At 46.4% G+C, this 21,824-nt stretch carries 18 protein-coding genes; 8 read left to right on the forward strand and 10 right to left on the reverse strand.

From position 1 onward, the window contains the following. Positions 1 to 828: 828 nt before the first annotated feature. From LZD49_RS33105 to LZD49_RS33125, 6 genes are all read left to right on the forward strand, one after another. Positions 829 to 1,791 (forward strand): hypothetical protein, encoded by a 963-nt coding sequence (locus tag LZD49_RS33105; RefSeq protein WP_026632549.1) that lies wholly within the window; start codon positions 829 to 831, stop codon positions 1,789 to 1,791. Positions 1,792 to 1,895: 104 nt separating this feature from the next. Beyond that, positions 1,896 to 2,024 carry a hypothetical protein gene (locus LZD49_RS35670; protein ID WP_255721413.1) on the forward strand — a complete coding sequence of 43 codons (129 nt, stop codon included), beginning with the start codon at positions 1,896 to 1,898 and terminating at the stop codon, positions 2,022 to 2,024. Positions 2,025 to 2,345: 321 nt separating this feature from the next. Then, entirely contained in the window at positions 2,346 to 3,326 is a 981-nt protein-coding gene (gene moaA / locus LZD49_RS33110) for a GTP 3',8-cyclase MoaA (RefSeq protein ID WP_234672630.1), read from the forward strand. A 148-nt stretch (positions 3,327 to 3,474) separates the two neighbouring features. After that, positions 3,475 to 3,930 carry a (2Fe-2S)-binding protein gene (locus LZD49_RS33115; protein WP_234672631.1) on the forward strand — a complete coding sequence of 152 codons (456 nt, stop codon included), beginning with the start codon at positions 3,475 to 3,477 and terminating at the stop codon, positions 3,928 to 3,930. A gap of 32 nt (positions 3,931 to 3,962) precedes the next feature. Next, positions 3,963 to 6,215: a xanthine dehydrogenase family protein molybdopterin-binding subunit gene (locus LZD49_RS33120; protein WP_234672632.1), complete on the forward strand. Its 2,253-nt coding sequence runs from the start codon at positions 3,963 to 3,965 to the stop codon at positions 6,213 to 6,215. Positions 6,216 to 6,217: 2 nt separating this feature from the next. Beyond that, positions 6,218 to 6,841 carry a flavodoxin gene (locus tag LZD49_RS33125; RefSeq protein ID WP_234672633.1) on the forward strand — a complete coding sequence of 208 codons (624 nt, stop codon included), beginning with the start codon at positions 6,218 to 6,220 and terminating at the stop codon, positions 6,839 to 6,841. 87 nt (positions 6,842 to 6,928) lie between these two features. Here the strand turns inward: LZD49_RS33125 and LZD49_RS33130 are convergent, their stop codons facing one another. The 9 genes from LZD49_RS33130 to LZD49_RS33170 all read right to left on the reverse strand — a co-directional run bounded on the left by LZD49_RS33130 (position 6,929) and on the right by LZD49_RS33170 (position 16,664). Next, the gene (locus tag LZD49_RS33130) at positions 6,929 to 7,774 is read right to left on the reverse strand and encodes an aldo/keto reductase (RefSeq protein WP_234672634.1); all 846 of its coding nucleotides are present in this window, start codon (positions 7,772 to 7,774) and stop codon (positions 6,929 to 6,931) included. 92 nt (positions 7,775 to 7,866) lie between these two features. Continuing rightward, complete coding sequence (locus LZD49_RS33135) at positions 7,867 to 8,868, reverse strand: aldo/keto reductase (protein ID WP_234672635.1); 1,002 nt, start codon at positions 8,866 to 8,868, stop codon at positions 7,867 to 7,869. A 40-nt stretch (positions 8,869 to 8,908) separates the two neighbouring features. Next, a complete protein-coding gene (locus LZD49_RS33140) occupies positions 8,909 to 9,889 on the reverse strand; it encodes an aldo/keto reductase (RefSeq protein ID WP_234672636.1) in 981 nt (326 codons plus the stop codon). A gap of 188 nt (positions 9,890 to 10,077) precedes the next feature. Further along, positions 10,078 to 11,325 (reverse strand): PQQ-dependent sugar dehydrogenase, encoded by a 1,248-nt coding sequence (locus tag LZD49_RS33145; protein WP_234672637.1) that lies wholly within the window; start codon positions 11,323 to 11,325, stop codon positions 10,078 to 10,080. 258 nt (positions 11,326 to 11,583) lie between these two features. Next, the gene (locus LZD49_RS33150; RefSeq protein WP_234672638.1) at positions 11,584 to 13,740 is read right to left on the reverse strand and encodes a xanthine dehydrogenase family protein molybdopterin-binding subunit; all 2,157 of its coding nucleotides are present in this window, start codon (positions 13,738 to 13,740) and stop codon (positions 11,584 to 11,586) included. Positions 13,741 to 13,750: 10 nt separating this feature from the next. Then, the gene (locus tag LZD49_RS33155) at positions 13,751 to 14,404 is read right to left on the reverse strand and encodes a hypothetical protein (protein ID WP_234672639.1); all 654 of its coding nucleotides are present in this window, start codon (positions 14,402 to 14,404) and stop codon (positions 13,751 to 13,753) included. A gap of 25 nt (positions 14,405 to 14,429) precedes the next feature. Next, positions 14,430 to 14,906: a (2Fe-2S)-binding protein gene (locus LZD49_RS33160; RefSeq protein ID WP_255721414.1), complete on the reverse strand. Its 477-nt coding sequence runs from the start codon at positions 14,904 to 14,906 to the stop codon at positions 14,430 to 14,432. A gap of 13 nt (positions 14,907 to 14,919) precedes the next feature. Further along, complete coding sequence (locus LZD49_RS33165; protein WP_234672640.1) at positions 14,920 to 15,636, reverse strand: LytTR family DNA-binding domain-containing protein; 717 nt, start codon at positions 15,634 to 15,636, stop codon at positions 14,920 to 14,922. Beyond that, positions 15,636 to 16,664, reverse strand: a complete 1,029-nt coding sequence (locus tag LZD49_RS33170) for a sensor histidine kinase (protein ID WP_234672641.1) — start codon at positions 16,662 to 16,664, stop codon at positions 15,636 to 15,638. The genes LZD49_RS33165 and LZD49_RS33170 overlap by 1 nt, the downstream gene beginning before the upstream one ends. A 221-nt stretch (positions 16,665 to 16,885) precedes the next feature. Between LZD49_RS33170 and LZD49_RS33175 the strand changes: the two genes are divergently transcribed. After that, the gene (locus tag LZD49_RS33175; protein WP_234672642.1) at positions 16,886 to 17,623 is read left to right on the forward strand and encodes a hypothetical protein; all 738 of its coding nucleotides are present in this window, start codon (positions 16,886 to 16,888) and stop codon (positions 17,621 to 17,623) included. Positions 17,624 to 17,972: 349 nt separating this feature from the next. Here LZD49_RS33175 and LZD49_RS33180 read toward each other — a convergent pair whose 3' ends face one another. Further along, positions 17,973 to 19,289, reverse strand: coding sequence for a site-specific integrase (locus tag LZD49_RS33180; protein WP_234672643.1), 1,317 nt, complete (start codon positions 19,287 to 19,289; stop codon positions 17,973 to 17,975). Positions 19,290 to 20,191: 902 nt separating this feature from the next. Between LZD49_RS33180 and LZD49_RS33185 the strand changes: the two genes are divergently transcribed. After that, the gene (locus LZD49_RS33185; RefSeq protein ID WP_234672645.1) at positions 20,192 to 21,451 is read left to right on the forward strand and encodes an OmpA family protein; all 1,260 of its coding nucleotides are present in this window, start codon (positions 20,192 to 20,194) and stop codon (positions 21,449 to 21,451) included. The last annotated feature ends 373 nt before the right edge of the window (positions 21,452 to 21,824 follow it).

The following is a 21,824-nucleotide window of genomic DNA, read 5'->3' on the forward strand; positions in this document are numbered from 1 at the left end:
GTTTATGAAAGCAAGGTAGTTGCTCTTCGAAATGTTACTTTGGAACAAATATGTAGATGGTTTATTTTTGTCGTTGGAGATTCTCTTTTATCTCTTTGGCAACATTATCAAGAGTTGGCATCAAACGAGAAAGAGTTATATTCTCTCTTCTTAGCAATTCCTTTAATTCTGACGTTTGATCAATAGGAAGTCTAATCTTTTTACATCTCTCCAATTGATCACCCCCAGATAGCGAAAATAGATAATCTTCTACTGATGGATATTTATTAAACTTATTTAAGCATCTTAGCGGTTGTGTCCAGTTTTTGTGCGATAGGCATCACATTTTATCAAGCTTATTTGCAACGAACTCAACAATACGCATCGGTCATACCAATACTTGACTGGTATCATACGGGCCGACTAGATGACAACATGAGAGGCTCGGCTGCGACAGTAGCTAATTCGGGGCTTGGGCCAGCTCTGATTGATAGCATCCAGTATTACTATCAAGATAAACGCTATTACGATATGTACAGCCTTATCAAAGAGATGAAGGTAAAAGCGTATATTAGGGACTCAACTTTATTAATAAGCGATTTATGGGAAGACAAGGTAATTCCGCAAGGAGAGAAAATTTATCTGTATCAAACCACCAATCAGGCGGTAGTAAGCCAATGGCAGCAACAATGTCAATTTATAAGTTGTGTGATCTATTATAGGTCAATCTATGGGGAGCATTGGGTACTTGATCCCCGTAAGCCTAAACACAGCCGTAATCGAAAATTGAACTGATGGTATCAAGATTTTATTCATAAAACTTACTCCGACACTGAAAGCCTGGAAAATATGAAAAAAATTCTCCGTTTAATGATTTTTGTTTTTTTCTCAATTCAAGCACAAGCACAAGAGAAAACGTTCTTAAAATCAATTGACAAAAAATTATGGATACCCTTCAGATGGACGAGTGACAGTTTGGGTGGACGATTCTTTGACCGTTTGTCGATCAATATTGATGGTAAAATCAACAATGTACCTTATCCCCTCGAACTACAATTTGATACGGGGGCTTCCAGCAGCATTTTGTATGGCAACACGCTTAAATCATTGGTTAAAGTACAACCCAGCTTAGCCGCTCAATGGCCTGAGTTAAAAAGCGATACAGTAAACCAGTGGACACAAATCAATGTTGAGTTATCCATGCCACTCACCGGCTCCCGAGTAAGCAAAGCCTACGTAATGAATCGCTATGGTCAAACCGTTTCGGCTGAAGAATTCAAGGAAGGCAAACCAATTCATATCGGTTCATGGGGATTGGATGCTTGTTTAGGAAAGATCGTACTTCTTGACTTTCGGAATCAACGTATTGCTTTCTTAGACCAATCCGTCAATGAAAAACTGGTCAGTTTTGTACCATTTAAATTGGAGAAAAACCGGATCAAAGTTCCGCTTACCATTAATGGAAAGGAGTTTTACTTTCTCTACGATTCGGGTGCCAGTTTATTTCCCATCATGACGGTTAAAAAGGGTTGGGACTCCATTAATCCTGTAGCGACTAGTGATACGATTAAGGGCGTCAGTACATGGGGAAAATATTATGATGTATATGGAGCCCCTCTTGCCGCTAAAGCTTATCTGGGGGATACCCCACTCAGCTCTAAGACAATCTATTACCACCCTGATCCGGATAAGTATCATGAGCCCATTTTTGATGAAGCGGGCGTGGTTGGCAGTATCGGCAATAGCTATTTTTTTGATCAGATTCTAGTCATTGATTTTAGAACCAATCGATTTGGCGTAGTAAAGAAATAATATCACGACTACCATTTTAAATTAAGCTCTCTTTGAACGCATAGCTTTGAGATGCTTTAGCGTACCCTCTCCAGTAAGTTGTTTGGGTAAATGATCTCTATGACATGTACACCGGCTTCCCCTTGTTTTCGCAGGAATGCGGTTATGATCCGAGAGGTCACAACCGATTCGTGAGCTTCAAAGAGCTGGTCTTCTTCTTCCAGGACGTTGGGGCGATGGGAAGGAAGGCTTAGGAGAAACGAAGAAAAGACGAAGGCAGCCGGTTTATGCTAGTTGCCTTTTTTCATGCTTCCTAACCAAAACAAGGTAAAATAGACGGCCAAATCTGTACTTCAAACCTGAGAAATGAGCGTTCGCCGCCTTCTGAATCTCAAAGGCTTTCAATTTTGGTCGAAGATTCAGGTCGTTTGACGTGCTGCTGATGTCGTTGGGCTAATAGCCGTAAACCGCTATTTCATATAGCGGCACGTCACTTTATCTTCATGAAGAATAAACTCCCCGACTTCATGCTTTTGAGTTCGACAGCTTGCGGTGACGTTCAAATAACACATTTCATGATCACAGACTCCTTCAACCGCACACACAACTATTTGCGCATATCCTTAACTGACAGCTGTAACCTCCGCTGCTTTTACTGTATGCCGGAGGAGGACTATGAATTTACACCGACCTCCCGGCTGATGAAAGCTTCCGAAATCGAGTCCCTGGCAAAAGTATTTGTTGCAGCCGGGGTCGATAAAATCCGGTTAACCGGCGGAGAACCCCTGGTGCGACGCGACGCAGTCGATATTATTAATAGGCTATCCCAGCTTCAAATCGAGCTATCGCTTACAACGAATGGGACCAGGTTGCACCACTTTGTCGATACACTTCTAGCGGCCAACATTCGTTCGGTCAATGTGAGTTTGGATACACTAGACAGGCAAAAATTCAAGCGCATCACCAGAAGGGATCAGTTTGACGTCGTCTACGATAACATTCAGGAGCTATTGCGTATCGGCATTCGTGTTAAAGTAAACGTAGTTGTGATGAAGGGAGTCAACGACGACGAACTGACTGACTTTGTTGCCTGGACGAAATTCCAGTCAATAGATGTCCGCTTTATCGAATTCATGCCTTTCACAGGCAATCGCTGGACAAACAATCAGGTGATGACCTTGCATGAAATGCTGCAAGTGATTTCAAATGAGTACGATTTCTCTGCCGTAACTGCCAGCCCGAACGAAACGGTAAAACGTTTTCAGGTGCCAGGCTTCGCTGGCACTTTCGGCGTGATCAGCACCATGAGCTCGCATTTTTGCGGGAGCTGCAACCGGATGCGCCTCACCGCCGACGGCAAACTCAAAAACTGCCTTTTCTCCGAATACGAAACGGATCTTCTCTCCGCCCTGCGTGATGGGCAGGATGTGGAGCCACTGATCCGGCAATGCGCCATGGATAAGCATTTCCAGCTGGGAGGGCAGTTAGCGCCTGATCTAAACGATGTACAGGCAGATCAAATTCACAACCGGAGCATGATCACGATCGGCGGATAACTAATCAGTAAAAATGGTAGCAAAAACAGGAATCCATATAAGTAGTAGCAACTCCGAATTGAAGACCTTTATTTCCTTTACAAAGACTTTCAACAGCCCACTAATTTTCCATTAAGAGAACTTTCACAACATAGATAACATCATTACCGTGGCGACATTCAATCTGAAAATCAATGGAAAAACCAGGGCGGTCGACGTAGACCCGGCAACCCCGATGCTCTGGGTATTGCGCGACCATCTGGACCTGCCTGGTACTAAATATGGTTGTGGCATCGCACAGTGCGGCGCATGTACGATCCATCTGGAAGGCAACGCCGTCCGATCTTGCCAGCTCCCGGTATCAGCGGTCGGGAAGGCTTCTGTAACGACCATTGAGGGTTTGTCACAAAAAGCCGATCACCCCGTGCAGAAGGCATGGCTTGAACATGATGTGGCCCAGTGCGGTTATTGCCAGACCGGTCAGATCATGACCGCAGCCGCCTTGCTCAAACGCACACCCAACCCAACCGATGAGGAAATTGAAGCCCAAATGAGTGGTAATATCTGTCGCTGCGGCACATACCTGCGGATAAAAGAGGCGATTAAATCGGCGGCGAAAAAGTAATCATTTCCTGAACCTGCAAAAAGATATTGACCATGAACAATGATAAAAATGCCTTAGACCGGCGCTCGTTTCTAAAAGCTTCCTTGCTGTCGGGTGGCGGCATGATGCTGACTGTAAGTTTCTTGTCCAGCTTCAAGTCGGCCGATAAAGCTGAGGCGCTTAATCTGCCGGACCAATGGGCGCAGCTTAACGGCTATATTCAGATTACCGCGGATAACAAAATCAAACTCATTTGTCCCAATCCTGAATTTGGGCAGAATGTAATGACCTCGCTACCGATGATCGTAGCCGAGGAGCTTGACGTGGACTGGAAGAATGTCACCGTCGAAATGGGGCCGCATGACAATGCAAAGCTTGGAGCGCAGTTCACCGGCGGGAGTAATTCTGTAAGGTCCTATTGGAAGCCCCTGCGTGAAGCAGGTGCGGCGGCACGGCAAATGCTTCGTGAGGCAGCGGCGCAAACATGGAATGTGCCTGCAAGTGAGGTAGCAACCAAAGCGGGCGTCCTTTCACATTCAAGCGGAAAAACGGCAAAATATGGGGAGATGGCAGCGAAAGCAGCGACATTACCCGTGCCCAAGGATCTGATTCTGAAATCGCCAAAGGATTTTACCATCGTGAGAAAATCCAAAAAGAATGTCGAGGGACAAAAAGTGGTTACCGGTAAGCCGCTTTTTGGATTGGATTACAGGACCGAGGGCATGCTGATCGCGATGATCCAGCACCCACCAGCCTTTGGGATGAAATTGAAATCCTTCGATGCGGCAGACGCATTAAAAATGCCGGGAATTAAAGATGTTTTCAACCTGAAAATGTACCCCGAAGGCTTTGAACAGGCAGGTTTCGATACGCGCACATTCAACGACCTGCTCGTGGTGGTGGGTAAGAGCACTTGGGAAGTCATGAACGCGCGCAAAAAGCTGGTGGCCCAATGGGAACCGGCAGGTGATGTAAAAGATGTGGTCGGCGGAAGAGGTGGTAAAAGGGAAGTGGTCGTCCCTGGTGCATTGGAAAGCTCCCAATCTCAAATGGAGCAAATGGTTGAATATGCCAAAAAGCCAGCCCAGGAGCTGCGCAAAGATGGCGATCCCGAAACGGCTTTTAAAAATGCCGCACAGGTGATTGAGCGCACTTACACCGCACCGTTCCTGGCGCACAACTGCATGGAGCCGATGAACTTCTTCGCCCATGTTACCGATGAAAAAGCACTTTTAGTAGGGCCTTTACAGGCTCCGGGATGGGTAGAGCCCACGCTTAGCAAACTACTGAACCTGCCTCCTGAAAAAATCGAGATACAAATGACCCGTATGGGTGGCGGCTTCGGTCGCAGGGCTTACAGCCATTATCTTTCCGAAGCAGCTTTAATCTCGCGAAAGGTTAAGGCGCCAGTAAAATTGATGTATACACGGGAGGACGATATGACTTACGGTATTTACCGACCCATGTATACAGCAACGTATCGTGCCGCGCTGGATGCTGATAAAAAGCTGATCGCATTTCATGTGAAAGGAGGAGGAGTCCCCGAACATCCGATACACCCAAACCGTTTTCCTGCGGGAGCCGTAGATAATTATCTGGCAGAAGGTTGGCAGATTCCATCCAATGTCACTATCGGGGCTTTCCGTGCCCCGCGCTCGAATTTCAATGCGGCGGCCGAGCAATCTTTTCTGGATGAGGTCGCCGAAGCAATGGGCAAAGATCCGATCGAATTCAGGCTAGATCTTTTGAAAAGGGCGAAGGAAAACCCGGTCGGCAAGAACAATGATTATGATCCCGACCGCTATGCAGGCGTGCTGGAACTGGTACGCGACAAATCGGGCTGGGGCAAGCCGGGCAGCGAAAAATACAGCCGTGGCGTAGCCGCCTATTTCTGTCACGCGTCGTATGCCGCGCACATTGTCGATATGGTGACCCGAGATGGTCAGCCGTATGTGGAGCGTGTTTTCAGCGCGATGGACTGCGGGATCGTAATAAATCCCGATGCGGCTACAAACATGGTGCAGGGCGCTGTGGTCGACGGCATCGGAAATGCATTTTACGGAGCATTGACCCACAAAGACGGGGCCGCCCAGCAAACTAACTTTAACAATTATCGCATCATCCGTCACAACGAAGCTCCAAAGATAATCGAGGTGCATTTCGTGCAAAACGACAAAGATCCGACCGGGCTGGGAGAGCCGCCGTTCCCTCCAGTGTTTGGGGCAGTTGCAAATGCGTTGTATAAAAACAAAGGGCGGAGGTTCTATAACCAGCCATTCAAACCTGAACTGGACAAAGCGATATAAGTATGAAAAGCAGTGTTTTAATGTCGATCGTATTGCTGATAGCAGTGCTTTCGTGTTCAACCAGTGGCCAGCCGGAAGTTACGGAAACGCCGACACTAAACGCATCTGCGGATCGGATCCTGATTGTCTATCTTTCCCGTACAAAAAATACAAAAGCAGTAGCTGAAATGATCCAGCAGCAGGTGGGCGGTAAACTTGTTGCATTAGAATTACAAAGCCCATATCCGGCCGATTACAGGACTACGGTCGATCAGGTTGCCCGTGAAAATGCGTCAGGCTTTTTGCCGCCACTAGCAACCAAAATTGATTCGATAGAGAAATATGATTTGATCTTTCTGGGATTTCCAACTTGGGGAATGCAGCTGCCGCCGCCAATTAAAAGCTTTCTGGCACAGTATAACCTTGAAGGAAAAACGATTGCCCCATTCAACACCAACGCGGGTTATGGCATCGGGACCAGCTTCGACCAGGTTAGAAACCTTGCCTCACGCAGTAATGTAGTCGATGGTTTCTCGACCCAGGGCGGTATCGAGCGGGACGGTGTCTTGTTTGTGATGCAGGGAGACAAGCAGGTGCAAGTGAACAATGAAGTCGCAAGTTGGCTGCGGAACCTGAAACTTCCCTGATCTATTTAGAGAATAGTGTAGTAGTAATGCAAACAGCCCGTAAGATCTAGCTTCCGGGCTGTTTCGGTTTTCAGGGTAATACTTTACTTACCTGATCATCGTCGAAAACCATTTGATGATCGAAGGATCACGGTGGCTGAAAAACAGACTTTGGTTCGTGTCCATTGCCTGTATCGCCTGCATATCTTCTGCGGTCAGCTCAAAGTCAAAAACTTCGAAATTTTCCCTCATTCTTTCTTTCCGAACCGATTTCGGGATCACGACGATGCCGCGTTGAATGAGCCAGCGCAAAATTACCTGGGCAACGGACTTATTGAACTGTTTACCGATCGCAGAAAGCATTTCATTAGTGAACATGTCGTTCTTCCCTTCCGCAAACGAAGCCCATGATTCGAGCTGGACACCATTTTCCTTCGAAAATGAAAGATCCTCTTCGCGCTGGTAAAAGGGGTGAGTTTCAATCTGGTTGACTGCTGGAACTATCTTGTTGTTGACGATCAAATCCATGACACGGTCAGGAAAGAAATTGCTGACACCGATCGCCCGGATTTTGCCGGCCTCGTACAACTCTTCCATTGCCCGCCACGAGCCATGGACATCGCCATAAGGCTGATGGATCAGGTACAGATCCAAATAGTTGAGTTGTAGCTTGTTTAATGAGGTTTCGATTGCGGCTTTGGTTCTTTCATAACCATTATTGGAAATCCAAAGTTTTGTGGTCACAAAAATCTCATCCCTTTTGATGCCACTCTCCTTTATGGCCGCGCCTACCGCTTCTTCATTTTGATAACCCGCAGCCGTGTCGATCGAGCGGTAGCCAAGTTCCAGAGCATCGGTAACTACTTTTTGACACTCTGAATGGTCGGGAATTTGGTAAACGCCCAAACCTAATATAGGCATTTCGACGCCATTGTTTAATCTTACTGTTTTCATATCAATCTGCTTTAATTCTGTTGATTTTCAGCACTGTTTATTTTTGAGAACACATGCTGTTTTCAAAGGTTTTGTCTATTTGGATGTTTCTATCACAGTCCGGTTGTTTTCTCAATGCTTTCGACATAACGACCGCCTACTACCTGTAAATTATCGGCAGCTTCGGTGATCGCTTTCACATCTTCTTGCGCAAGTTCTACACTGGCAGCGCCAATGTTTTCTTCTAACCGGTGCAACTTAGTAGTGCCTGGGATTGGGGAAATCCATGGCTTTTGGGCCAGCAACCAGGCCAGGGCAATTTGGGCTGGTGTTGCCGGAGCGCCGGACGCATTTTTTGTGGATGCAAAATCTTTTAGCAGGTCGACAAAGGCCAGGTTAGCTTTCCTCGCTTCCGGACTAAAACGAGGAGAATTTTGGCGAAAATCGTTTGCTGCAAGTTCTGTGTTTTCATCAAATGCACCTGTCAGAAAGCCCTTGCCCAGCGGACTGTAAGGCACCAGGCCAATGCCCAATTCTTCCAGTAGCGGAATTATTTCGTCTTCCGGCCTACGGAACCACAGTGAGTATTCATTTTGCAGAGCGGAAACGGGTTGCACGGCATGTGCTTTCCGGATCGTGTCCGCCCCGGCCTCCGATAGTCCAAAGTATTTTACTTTGCCTTCGCTAATCAATTCTTTTACAGTTCCGGCGACATCTTCGATAGGAACATTAGGGTCGACCCGGTGCTGGTATAAGAGATCAATATATTCTGTGCCCAATCGTTTCAGGCTACCCTCGACCGCTTTTCTAATCTGCTCCGGGCGGCTGTCAGTTCCTGCCATTTTTCCATCCTGAATATTGAAACCGAATTTTGTCGCGATCACTACCTGCTCACGAATTGGTGCGAATGCCTCGCCCACAATTTCTTCATTGGTGTATGGGCCGTACACTTCCGCCGTATCGAAAAAAGTAATTCCCTTCTCTACGGCTACCCGTAATAGGGAGATGGAATCTTCTTTACTGATACTGTGACCATATGAGAAATTTAAGCCCATACAGCCAAAACCTATCTCTGATACCTTTAACCCGTGGCTTCCTAACTTTCGAGTTTTCATATTGATTTCTTAGTTAAATGATAAAAATTGATGAAGCTTCTTACTGCTTTTCTGACAAGTCCAGCAAGTCCTTATGGAGTCTTTCACCCTGAATTTTGATTTGAGAAAGTCCGTTCTCGATTTCCTGTAGATCTTCCGTGGTAAGGGACACATCTGCGGATTTAATGTTATCATCGATGTAGGGGATCTTATCCATTCCAGGTATTGGGACGACAAAGGGCTTTTGAGCGAGCAACCAGGCAAGTGCGATCTGAACGGTAGATGCGCCTTTTCGTGCGGCGATATCGCCCAGCATTGTTACAAGAGGCATATTTGCCTTCATGGCTTCTTTCGTAAATCTTGGGAATGACGCCCTCAAATCATTTGCGGCATCGAAAGTTGCGTCAGAGGAAATTGTGCCGGTTAAAAATCCCGTTCCCAACGGGCCCCATGGCACAAAACCGATGCCAAGTTCTTCGCAGAGAGGGATTACCGCTGCTTCCGGTTCTCTCGTCCAGACAGAATATTGATTTTGTACTGCGGTAACCGCTTGCACTGCGTGAGCCCTTCTGATTGTGTCGACACCAGCTTCGGAAAGCCCAAAGTATTTTACCTTGCCCTCCTGAATCAAGTCACGGACTGTGCCTGCCACATCTTCAATGGGCACGTTGGGGTCGACCCTGTGCTGGTAAAGCAAATCAATATAATCCGTTTGTAGCCTCTTTAATGAAGATTCAACCACCTTGCGGATGTGGGAGGGCTGGCTGTTAATTCCTGTGTCGGAAATCATTCCGAATTTGGTGGCAATAATTACTTCTTTACGAAAAGGCTTTAATGCCTCGCCAACGAGTTCTTCATTTGTAAAAGGCCCATAAGCTTCGGCAGTATCGAAGAAAGTAATGCCCTTTTCATACCCTGCCCGTATCACTTTAACGCCTTCGCTCACTTCGACTGCCATCCCTGTGCCGAAGCTCAGATTCATGCATCCCATGCCGATCGCGGAAACTTCTAATCCGCTACTTCCTAATTTTCGAGTTTTCATATTTGATAATGGCTTTTTGTTTGTGTTTCTGATCTTTCAAATTGATGACACAAATTTCAGCCTTATCTGGGATACACCACTTACACAGATTACGGGTATGTCTACCAATATTACCGTACACCAATGCCCTCAAAAAAACGGCGGGAACCGTCAGTTCCGACAGCCCCCGCCTTGTAATAGTCCGAAGTTTAGTTTAATCCAATTCTATAAAGGCGACCACCGTCGGTAATCGCGTATAATGCACCGTCCGCACCCTGGGTAATATCCCGAAAGCGTTGATTCTGGTCAGCAAGCAATCTTTCTTCTCCTACAATTCGGTTATTTTCGATTACAAGCCGTGCGATGTGCATCCCGCTTAATGAGCCAATAAATAGATTGTTCTGCCATTCAGGAATAGATGTTCCCGAAAAGAAGGCCATCCCGCTAGGCGATATCACCGGGTCCCAATAGTAGGCGGGTTGTTCAAGTCCGTTGCGCTGCTGGGCAGCTTCTCCCACAGGTTGTCCACTGTATTCGATCCCGTAGGTAATGGTGGGCCAGCCGTAGTTTCGGCCAGCTTGTACGCGGTTGATCTCGTCGCCCCCGCGTGGCCCATGCTCGCTCTGCCAGAGGTCGCCGGTTACCGGGTGAAGAGCTAAGCCCTGGGGATTGCGATGGCCGAGCGAAAAGATTTCAGGCCTTGCGCTGGATTGCCCTGCAAATGGATTATCAGTGGCTGGCGCACCATTTGTAGTGATTCTCACAATCTTACCCAGCCCCGAACTCATTGATTGGGCCTGAGGTCTGGTAACAGTCGAGGATCTTTCACCGGTGCTGACCAGCAAGTGGCCTGTCTGGTCAAAGAGAATCCGGCCGCCGTAATGCGCACTACTATTGAATGCAGGAGTTGCTTGGTATATCACAGTGGGACTTTCCATTCTTGTCTCATCGCTGGATAATCTGCCCTTTGCCACTGCTGTGAGCGTTCCTCCCGACACCGATTGCGAAAACACCCAATAGACGAGTTTGTTGGATTCAAAATTCGGGTCAATGCACAATCCTAGCAAACCGCCCTGCCCCGATGCATTTACAGCGGGCAAACCGGAAATTGAAGCGACAATCACCCCACTGGCGTTCACAATCCGCATTTCCCCTGATTTCTGTGTTATCAAAAAGCGACCGTCGGGCAGGGATGTGATTCCCCAGGGACTGCTTAGTTGTTCGGTCAGGATCCTTGAAGCGTACTGCGCCTGCGTTTTTACCGCACGTATGCGCGTCTGACCAGCGAATGCTGGCGAGTAAGTAGCATTTGGTGCGTTGGTTTCCACGCTCGTGGAGTCGCCTTCCTGCTCGGTGCCGCCCCCTGGCGATGGATCGGAAGAATTAGCCTCTTCCTGCTTGCAAGAGGCTAATAATAGTGACGAAATAAGTAGTGCTTTAAAAATGTAGTACTGCATGTTGTTTTAAATTTGTGAGTTAGGTGATGTTATCGTTTCGCTTGCCGACAATTCGGGCATTAATTGTAAATAGTTACGCCTGATGTGAGGCTTTCGTTAGGAGAAAATTACGCATTTAGCCAAACGGTAACATTTGCCCTCCGAAAAACAGCGTTGATTAGTCCAACGACAATCCTGTTTTAGGCATATCGGAAAACAAAAGCGCGATGATTGCCATGTTCATCGCGCTTTTGATGAGAAAATTTGAAACACTGCTGCCTACACACTCCCTAAACTAAATGGCAGCTTTCTAATCCTCTTACCGGTCAAATCAAAAATCGCATTGGTCAATGCGGGTGCAAATGCGGGCAAGCCTGGCTCCCCAACACCTCCGGCATTTTCATCGTTTTCCATAATGTGGATTTCAATGGGTGGAATCTCATTAATTCGCGGCATTTTATAGGTACTGAAATTCCGGTCGACGGCCATTCCGTCCTTGAAAGTTACCTGATGTGTTGTCGCCGCGCCAAGACCCATCACGATTGAGCCTTCGACCTGGGCACGCACGGTATCGGGGTTTACATACCAGCCACAATCCATTACAGCCCATACCTGATCAATCTTTACACCGCCGCCAGCTACTTTGGAGATTTTCACAACCTGACCAACCGTGCTGGCAAAACATTCAGTGATCGCCACGCCGTAGCCTTCACCTTTTTTCCTGTTTTTCCACCCCGACACTTCCTCCATTTTATCAATCAACTTATGCAGGCGTTCGTCTTTGAGATACTCCCTGCGAAATGCGAGTGGATCTTTACCAGCCTCCACAGCCAGCTCGTCCAGAAAGCTTTCGTATGCAAAACCGTTGGTTGAAGCATAAACCGAGCGCCACCACATTGTAGGAATAGGCGTCTCAAATGGCACGTCCATGATCGCCAGGTTTTTGATTGAGTCTGTGTAGGGCTTCAAAAAACCTTCGGAGGCGCTTCCATTAGGCACGTCCTTTTTACCGCCTCGCCAGTGGCTGTTATTTTGTCCGGCAAGTTTAACTTTGAATGCCTCGATCGCACCGTTATTGATCACGCCTTCGCACCGATAAGTGATGCCTGGTCTGTAAGGTCCCTGGGTCGCATCATCTTCGCGTGTCCATACAACCTGAACGGGCGCATTAATCGCTTTGGAGATTTCAGAAGCCTCGTGAGGATAATCCATAAATGCTTTCCTGCCAAATCCGCCCCCTAGAAATGTCATGTTCACTTCGACTTTCTCCCTTTCCAACCCCATTTCCTTGCTGATGAAATCCTGGACCCATTCGGGTGCCTGTATTGGTCCCCAGATTTGCAACCTGTCACCCTGGAAATGCGCCACGCAATTCAGTGGCTCCATGCAAGCATGGTACTGATAGGGCGTTTCGTAAGTAACGTCGATTTTTTTCGAAGCTTTGCTGATAATCCCGTCCGGGTCGCCCTGCTTTTTGAATGGCAAGCCTTCCTGAGTTTGCAGCGCCTCGGCTTGCCTTTTGTAAATATCTTCGGTATTCAAATGCTCAAAACCTGAATCGTCCCATTCCACCTTCAAAGCTTTCTTGCCTTGGATCGCCGCCCAGGTCGAGCTGGCCACAACGGCGACGCCTTCGCGATACGTGCTGAAAACGCCCATTTTAACTTTCAGTACTTGCTTTACGCCCGGCACTTTTAGCGCCGCTGAATCGTCGTAACTTTTGACTTTTCCTCTCAGCCGCGGATTACGTTCAACGGCTGCGTAAAGCATGCCGGGGATCATTTTGTCCAGTCCAAAAACAGCGGTTCCATTAGTTTTAAATGGCGTGTCAAGTCTTTTAAGCGGCTTGCCGATTAACTTATAATCCGCCCGTTTCTTCAAAACAACATTTTTGGGTGCTTCCAGTTTGGAAGCAGCGTCAACCAGCTCGCCATAATGCATTTGCTTGCCTGATGGCTTGTGAAAAACTTTTCCGCCTTCCGCATAACATTCTGCCTTGTCAACCACCCATTTATTGGCTGCCGCCTGGACAAGCATTTCGCGGGCCGTTGCGCTTAGGTTCAGCAGGTTTTTATAGGAACCGCGCACCGTGGAGCTTCCTCCGGTGATCTGGCTTCCGTATTTTTTATTGTCGCCCTGGGCGAAAACGACATTGACTTCATTTAGATTAATTTCCAGTTCCTCCGCGATAATCTGCGGAACGGCCTGATAAGATCCCTGTCCCATTTCGGCGCGGTGATCGAAAATGGTCACTTTGCCCGACTGGTCAATGTGGATCCAGGCATTCATTTCAACTCCATACTTTTCAGCATCAGCTGCATTGATAATCTTTCCTTTTTCCGCATTCGTCGGGAGGTAAAAACCCAGCGACAGAAAAGTGCCCGTGATGCCGGATACTTTCAGGAAATTCCTTCTTGATAATGATGTATTGTCCATGATGGAGATCTTAATTAGTTGTGGGTGCCGGTGCATAAGCACCTTTTTTAATCCAGGTTGTCCAGGCTTTTACAAAATCCTTATGGCTCATCGGCGGAAGCGTGCGCCCCTCGCCCGGATTCCAGCCTGCCAGCACGAGCGAATCGTGCGCGTGTTCGAGCAGTTGTTTTGTATCCTTATGCCCGTTCTGGTTTTTGTCGACAAGTTGTTTAGCAAGCTCGTGCGGTGTTTTTCCCTGAAAAACCATCTTCATATCTGCCGGGGGCAAATGCCAGTTTGGGTTTCCCGGAGGTGTGTGCAGGCCTGGTGTGTTGGTCGGCTGGTGGCAGTTGGTACATTTCATGGCGTAAACGCCCTTCCCGTCTCTGCCCCGTTTAGGGCCCATTGCATGCAAATGACTGTCATCACCTTGCAGCGGCACGTCTCCGGCAGGGTGACAGTTCATGCAACGCGGACTCATCAGGACGGTGTACACATCCATGAATGCTTTCACGGATTCGACGCTGTCTTTGTTCTCTTTTTCAAATGTAATTTCCCGCATCATTGCTTGATCCGATTCGCGAAATGCGGACGAAGCCACTGCAACGCCGAAAATCATAAGAGATAGTATGGCGGCCGTCCTTTTTGAGAAGAAGGAGCGCGCTTTTGTTTTTAAAAAGCTCATGGTGAATGTGGTAAAGTGTGACAGATTAGCCTTTGCGGGCAGTTTTTTGCAGTTCGGAAGCCAGATGAATGGCTTTGCGGATTCTCAGGTAAGTACCGCACCGGCAAATGTTGCCCGCCATGGCATCGTCAATATCCTGATCGGTCGGTTCAGGCTTTTCGCGCAGCAGCACGGCGGCCGACATAATTTGTCCAGAGTGGCAATAACCACATTGAGGAACATCGACCTCCTGCCATGCTTTTTGAACAGGATGGTTATTATCTTGCGATAAGCCCTCGATCGTAACCACTTTCTGTCCTTCGGCCCGACTGATTTTAGTCACACAGGAGCGCACGGCTTCGCCATTCAGATGCACAACACATGCGCCGCATTGCGCTACGCCACAGCCGTATTTGGTTCCTTTCAAACCCGCCAGGTCGCGAATTGCCCAGAGTAAAGGCATTTGCGGATCCGCGTCCAGGACGAAGTCCTTGTTGTTGATGTTCAGTTTGATTTTTGCCATGGTGAATATTTGGTTAATGTGAGTTTTGAAGAATTTTGTCCAGGCCTGCTTTGTAGTTCCTACCAATCGGGATTTCCTCGTTGTTGATCCTGATATAATTTGCGCTCAGAGCTTGGATGTGGTCAAGCGAAATGATATAAGACTTATGTATCCGGATAAACCGGGCGGGCGGAAGCTTTTCTTCCAAATAACTGATTCTCAGATAAGATACCAGCGCGCCGGATTTGGTGTGTAACCTTACATAATCTTTAAGACTTTCGATCCAGAAGATCTCGTCCAGGTAAAGTTTTACCATTTCCTTATCAACCTTAAAATATTGGTATTCACGCACCGAACTGACTGTCTGTAAGAGGTCTGGCTGTGCGCCATTGTTGGGCGAAAACCGGTAAATCTTGCCAACCGATTGAAGGAAACGCTCGAAGGAAATGGGTTTGACAAGAAAATCGACCACATCAAATTCATAGCTGTCCAATGCATACTCCCTGAATGCAGTTGTAAAGATCACCTTGGGTCTGTATCCCAATGGCCTGAGCAAATCAAATCCTGTGAGCCTGGGCATTTGTATATCCAGAAAAACCACGTCTGCCTGCGACTGCTGCAACATTTGCAAGCCCTGCGTGGGGCTGTTGCAGACGCCAATCAGGTCAAGATCAGGCAAACGGCCGATGTAGTCCTGCATCAGGTCGGTCGCCAGGGGCTCGTCATCAAGTACAAAACATCGGATTGCCATCAGTCGATATTGAATTTAAGAACGGCCAGGAATTGTCCTTCCTCGGGCATCGTGACTAGTTCGCAACTTTCAGAAAAAAGTATTTCCATTCGCTTTTTCAGATTCGTCAGTCCAAGACCCGACCGGAAAGGAATCGGTATGTCGGTCGGAACCGAGTTTTCAACCGAAAAAATCAGGCGGTTATCAGTGAGCGAAAGATTAATCTGTATCCAGCATGGCCCTTCCGTTTGCGCTGCGCCATGTTTGAACGCATTTTCAACGAAGGGAAGCAAAAGCATTGGCGGAACCATAACCTGGGGCGAACCACTCAGGTAACTGAAATTCGTCTGAATGTCCAGACGTTCGCCGTAACGAATCTGTTCAAGCGAAATGTAGTCTTTCAAATAAGCTATTTCCTTCGAAAGCGGAACACTGTCTTTATGACTTTCATGCAGCTGATAACTCAATAATCCTGCCAGACGCTGCAAAAGGTTTGGCATTTTTTCCGGCTGCTGTATGGATACGGAGGTCAGATTGTTTAAGGTGTTAAATAAAAAATGGGGCTGGACCTGGGATTGCAGCAGCCGATATTCTGCGGACATTTTCTCGCGGCGATAGGTTTCGCTAAGATTTTGCTGCTTCAAAGCGTGACGTACTAGATCTACGGCTACAAAAAGAGCTACAACGAGATGAAGCTGCATGGCCTCGGCCAATATTTTGGGGGCATACCAGAAAGGTTTGGCCAGGGCAAACTGATAATACATCGGATAAATCAAATTATAACTGATAGTACGCCGCAGCACGCCAAACACAAACAAGCTGGCAATCAAAGAAATCCAGAATGCGGTCATGCGCCCATGCAGCAAAAAGCGGCGCACGGTTACTAGCAAATGCCAGTAACCCGCCACAATCAGCAATGGCAGCTGCACGCTGATTTGGCAGAGGCTCTGCTGAAAATTGTCCAGGTAAGCGCCGGTATTAAGCCACTCGAATAAAAAAAAGCATAGCCAAAACAAGCTTTGCGGCCAAAGCTCCCTGGGAGGTTTCAAAGACGAGATGCTAATCATTAATAAAATTCAGAGTCTTCAAGGATTAAAACTAGAAAATTGGCAAGAGAGATATCAAGACTTTCGTCAAACGACACCATTTGCCTCCCAAACGTATTTTAAACCCAGCCTATATGCCCAGAGCTCTCGGATTATGCTATTACGTTAATTTTCTCGTGGTATAGGCCCGCAGGTGTGTCATACGTCTAAAACTCAGGTTTGCAATGAAAATGTTAAGCTTATTGCTCGTGGAATGCGAACAAGTTCAACCAACTCATCACCAGGTCATGCGCAAATTGGTACTCGTATTATTCATCCTTCAATCCCTACATCTTGGGGAATATGCACAGGCGCAGTCTGCGCCTCTCGGCTATCTGACTGTCGATGCCGATTCTTCCGGCTCTTACTGGCGGGTATTAACTGACGCCAAGGCAAGGAATACGCGGGTTCAGTTTTTCGGAAATGATCGCACTTTGCTTTATGAGGAGGAAATCCCGGAAAAATGGGTAAAACAAAATAAGCGAAACCGGCGGTGGCTGAACCGACTACTAACAGACATTTCGGCAAATAGATTGATTGTATCACGTCTCAAGACAGAACAGCTTCCTGCTGAACCTACCAGGTCGGCTGTGCCCGCACCGACGGGTATCACCGACCACGGGAATGCTAAGGATTCGTACAAGGTTCATGTTGCAATCAATTCCGAAGGAAAAATCCGGGTGGCAGTCAACAATCCAGAAAGCCTAAGATATAAAATAGAGATCGCAGATTACCGGGACAATATTATTTATCAGGAATTCACAAGTATCCATCAATACAGAAGGCACATTGACATTTCTCCGGTGATGGGGGACACTGCTCAGCTAATTTTGTCCATTGATAAAAGGCGATTTGTCTACAAAATCAGAAGAGAGGAGAAGAGAAGCTCCTACACCGTAAATCCAGTCATTGTTCTACGATAAGCCGCTCTGGGATTGCGGCGATTAACAAGCTGGCGGAACTTGCCTCGCGTAATGGGCCCGCGGGCCTTAGGAACATTATTCGAGTCAGCCAGTTTTAACGGCAAGAAAGTGTTGATCACTCAATCGAAGGGCCAGCTCTGGTCAAAAGGTGTTGACCGACTTGATGAATTGATTGCTCACCATCTTGCCAATATACGATTATCTAGATATTTCATTGAGGCACTCGAGATGACAATGTCCCACTACTTATCGTTGAGGGACATTGTCTTTGCAATCGAGGTCAAATATAAGGATAATGTCAAGCAATACCTACTCGCTATCGACATCACTGAGTCTGAAGGTTCTACATCTAATATGATGAACCCTTTAACGTTCCCGCCGAAGAGAATAGTCTATTCCTAACTTTGGCCACGTTTTCACTTATCCTTGATTTTCTGACCCGGCAATAACGCATCGTTGTCCGGATATTTTTATGGCCTAACATCTTGCTGACATCCTCAAGAGGCACACCATTATTGAGCATCATATCTGCGAAGAAGTGGCGGGCATCGTGCGTGTCGAGCCGCCTGATGTTTCCTTCGATATCTCGGATTTCGCATAAATGGGCAATGTCTTTTAGATACACATTATAGCGATAATTGCTGTTTACCGGGATTAACTTGTGATTAGCCAGACAATAAGGGTGATCCCGATATTTCGATATTAGTTGGTCAACGATCGGCAGGATAGGTACCATTTCGCCAACTTCCGTTTTGCCTCGGTGTTTGACTAGCCAACGTTCCTTTTTGTGTCCGACCAAAACGATGTTTTCCGGGCTGAGATCGTAAATATCCTGATAAGCAAAACCGGTGAAGCACTGAAAAATAAATGCATCTCGAACCTCAGATATCCTCTCAACGTTGAATTGCTTCTGTTGAATTTTCTCGACCTGCCAAAATTCCAGGGGTATCACCTCCACGTCTCCGCCAGAACACTTAAAGCCTTCCATCGGGTTGGTAGGAATGTACTTCTTTTTAACGCCAATTTTGACGATTTGCCTCACCCATTTGACTTCTTTCCGGGCCGTTACCTCGGCTAACGGTTTGACGACGTGCAGCGTCAGATAATCATAGAGATCTTCGGCAAAGGTGTCGGGTAGAGAGGAAAAGTGAATGTCCTCGCGGTCGAAGTGATATTTGATAAAACCGGCAACTTTCTTCTTGGTACTACGCCAATGTTTCAAAGTTTCAAACGAAGCATTTTCCCTTTCAACGCGTTTCTCAAATTTGGAGATGAACTCGTCGAAGACTTCCAGCAAGGTCTGCTCCTTGTTTTGAACCGGCTTAGTGAGCTTAGGCTGCTCGATCGCATCCTTTCCCAGGTAAACGTTCTTAACCATCGCTGGGGTAACCTGCGGGAACTGCATTTGAAGACCGTTGAAAATCCGCTCGACGTCCGTTTGAAGCTGGGCCAATTTCTGATTGGTCAGCTTTACTTCCATCCCTGAGCCGACGACTTGTTTGCCGTCCAGATCCCATGAAACGGGGTTTACTTTCTTGCCTGTTGAGATTTCGGTGTACTTACCGTCGATTGTGATTCTGGCATAAATAGGAGCTTTGCCGTCTGCTTTCGCTTTTTGTCTGTACAACCAGAAGAGTACAGTCAGGTTCTGTTTGAAATTCATCATCCTCACAGTTTAAGGTTAGAAAAACATTGATGTTTGAGAAACCTTGGTCAAAATCGCCGCTGTCAAACATGTCCATTCGGTAACCTAATTTAGTAATCAAAGCAGGTTACCGAATAGGTTACCGAATGCTTTGATCTGGAAAGAATCTGAATGATATGCTTATCTTCGAAAACAGTGAAAAAATGACGTTTTTAAACGAAAAAAGCGCCCTTTGAGGCGCTTTCAGTGATCCCGCTGGAATCCGAACTCAGGACCCATACACATAGGATTAGGTGGACGGTCAACCTTTGATTTTGTACGTAAAAGCGTTGCTCAATCCTCCACTTAATATGCTTAAAAGAGTTTGAAACCTTGTAAAACGTTCGATTTGGATACCGCTCTCCATAAACATTCTTGCACCGCGAATACGGTCGCTTGCCGGACTTGAATGATATGAGGTGGCTTGATTCGAGTTTGTAATGATTGATGATAAATTGTATCTTAGTTCAGATTTTGCGAGAAAGAAATCAGGTGCGTAATTCGGTGAGTCAAATTCTTTTGCAGGTTTAAGTGGTTTATTTTTAGTGACTTATTGGATTAGATGTGCACCCTTCGGGTGCACTAGTAAGTATACTAAAATTAGCTAAAAACCTGCAAATCAAAAGTTTGTAGGTTTTTTTGTTTTTACGCATATAGTTAAAATGCGTAGAAATGCTCAAAAAGCTGGTGCGTCTTTCGGTGAGTCACATCAGCATTGCATTCTCCCATTTTTCCGCTGCAATTAAGTCTTCTGCATTGCTAATCGCTGAGTAATGCTCCCTATATTCCTTTTCTGATGACAAATTTCAGGCCGCTGGCCTGAAATCCGTTGACTAAAATCATTAAATTCGGCAGAACAACAGGTCACTCCTCAATCTAGCAATATGAAATTCTCGCTCCTAATCGGATTGCTTCAATTGGTCTGGATCAATAACTCGATTGCTCAAAAAAAATACGATCTGAATGGAGTTTGGGTTAATGACGGATATCAATGCCCTCCCGGTGTTTATCATACTCAATCAATCCGAATTACACATAACCTGAAAACGGGTGAAGTTGCTGCCATGAAAATCTCCGGTAACGACTGCGTAAAGGCTGGAAGCCCGACTTTTCAAGGAATCATTTCGAAATCTGGTTTTGTAATAGAAGGTAGATTTTTTTTTGGGAGCCCTGATGAGCCAAGCAGTACGGAAGTCAAAACCGAGTTGATTATAGTAGATAATAATACCATAAGAACCATAATAGATCAAGGCACATATATAAGAGTGGCGCCAAAAAAAGACTCAGTTAATTTGAAAGTAGAAATTCGTGATAAAAAGACCAATCTGCCGCTGAAAGCTGATCTTAATTTGAGAGAAGACAGCCAGAAGGAGGGCTTAAATTATCCGGGGTCTAGGTCAATAACAACGAAGGTTAAAATTGGTGCAACATACATTTTGTCTGGATCTGCTGACGGATACTTTGCCGATGGTTATCAAATGACTATTGGAGAAGAAGATTTTAGGACTTTTCTTGCTTTGGAGCCAATGGAAACTTCAAGCACACCGGTGGCGGAAACATTTTTTCAAGGGCGGGTTCTAAATAGTATAAATGAAGAAGAGATCGACGCAAGGTTAGTTTTTTCTACTGGCGGGCAACTAACCTCCGTAGAATATCTAAAAAATAGCCCGTTTAGGATCAAGCTCACTGGTGACTATGAATATCCTTTGAAAATAATTGCCAATGGTTTTCTAGATCAACAAGATAACATAAAAGTCAAGACTGGCGAAATTCTAAACAGAACTTATCGCCTCGAACCAAAATCATTCGTATTTAAGAATGTTAATTTTGACGTATCAGATTGGAAAATCTTAACAACTTCTTACCCAGAATTAGACAATTTAGCGGGAATGCTGCTGGCAAGACCAGGTACGAAGATTCGATTAGATGGACACACTGACAAGATTGGCAAGTCAGAGAAAAATAAAGAATTGTCTGAAAAAAGGGTGATTGAGGTTAAGAAATATTTAGTTGCCAAAGGCGTTAACGCTCAACGTATTCAGACCGTCGGTCATGGCGACACTAAACCACTTACTCAGGGGTGCTCGGAAAAAAATCCTTGTCCTGAAAACAGAAGAGTTGAGTTTGTAATACTTGAGAAATAGGGAATTCATTGGCATATGTTGCTTGGAAGAAGTTTAGCTCGACTTGCTTCAGTGGAACATCCCGTAGCTACGGTTTTCACTAAGAAATTCCTGTCGCCTAGTACTCTTAAACTATCCGTTTTCAATCGGTGCTTAACCTCTTTGGCATAAGCCTCAAGCGTCATTGCCTGCGGTAGCGAGCTGCTTGAAGAGGTCACACACCAGATCCTGAGTGACGAAATTGAGGTACTTTCTGTTGTTGCAGATCTTCACGAACCATCCGCGGCCAGCGAGATAATCTGAAGTACTCCCTATTTTCAAGACCAGCGATTGGCTATTGTTAATTTAGATTAAGCGGCATTCAGATAAAGGGTTATGGGTTTCTTGCGGTCAA

This window comes from Dyadobacter sp. CY261, assembly GCF_021440085.1.
In the GTDB taxonomy this organism is placed as follows: Bacteria; Bacteroidota; Bacteroidia; order Cytophagales; family Spirosomataceae; genus Dyadobacter.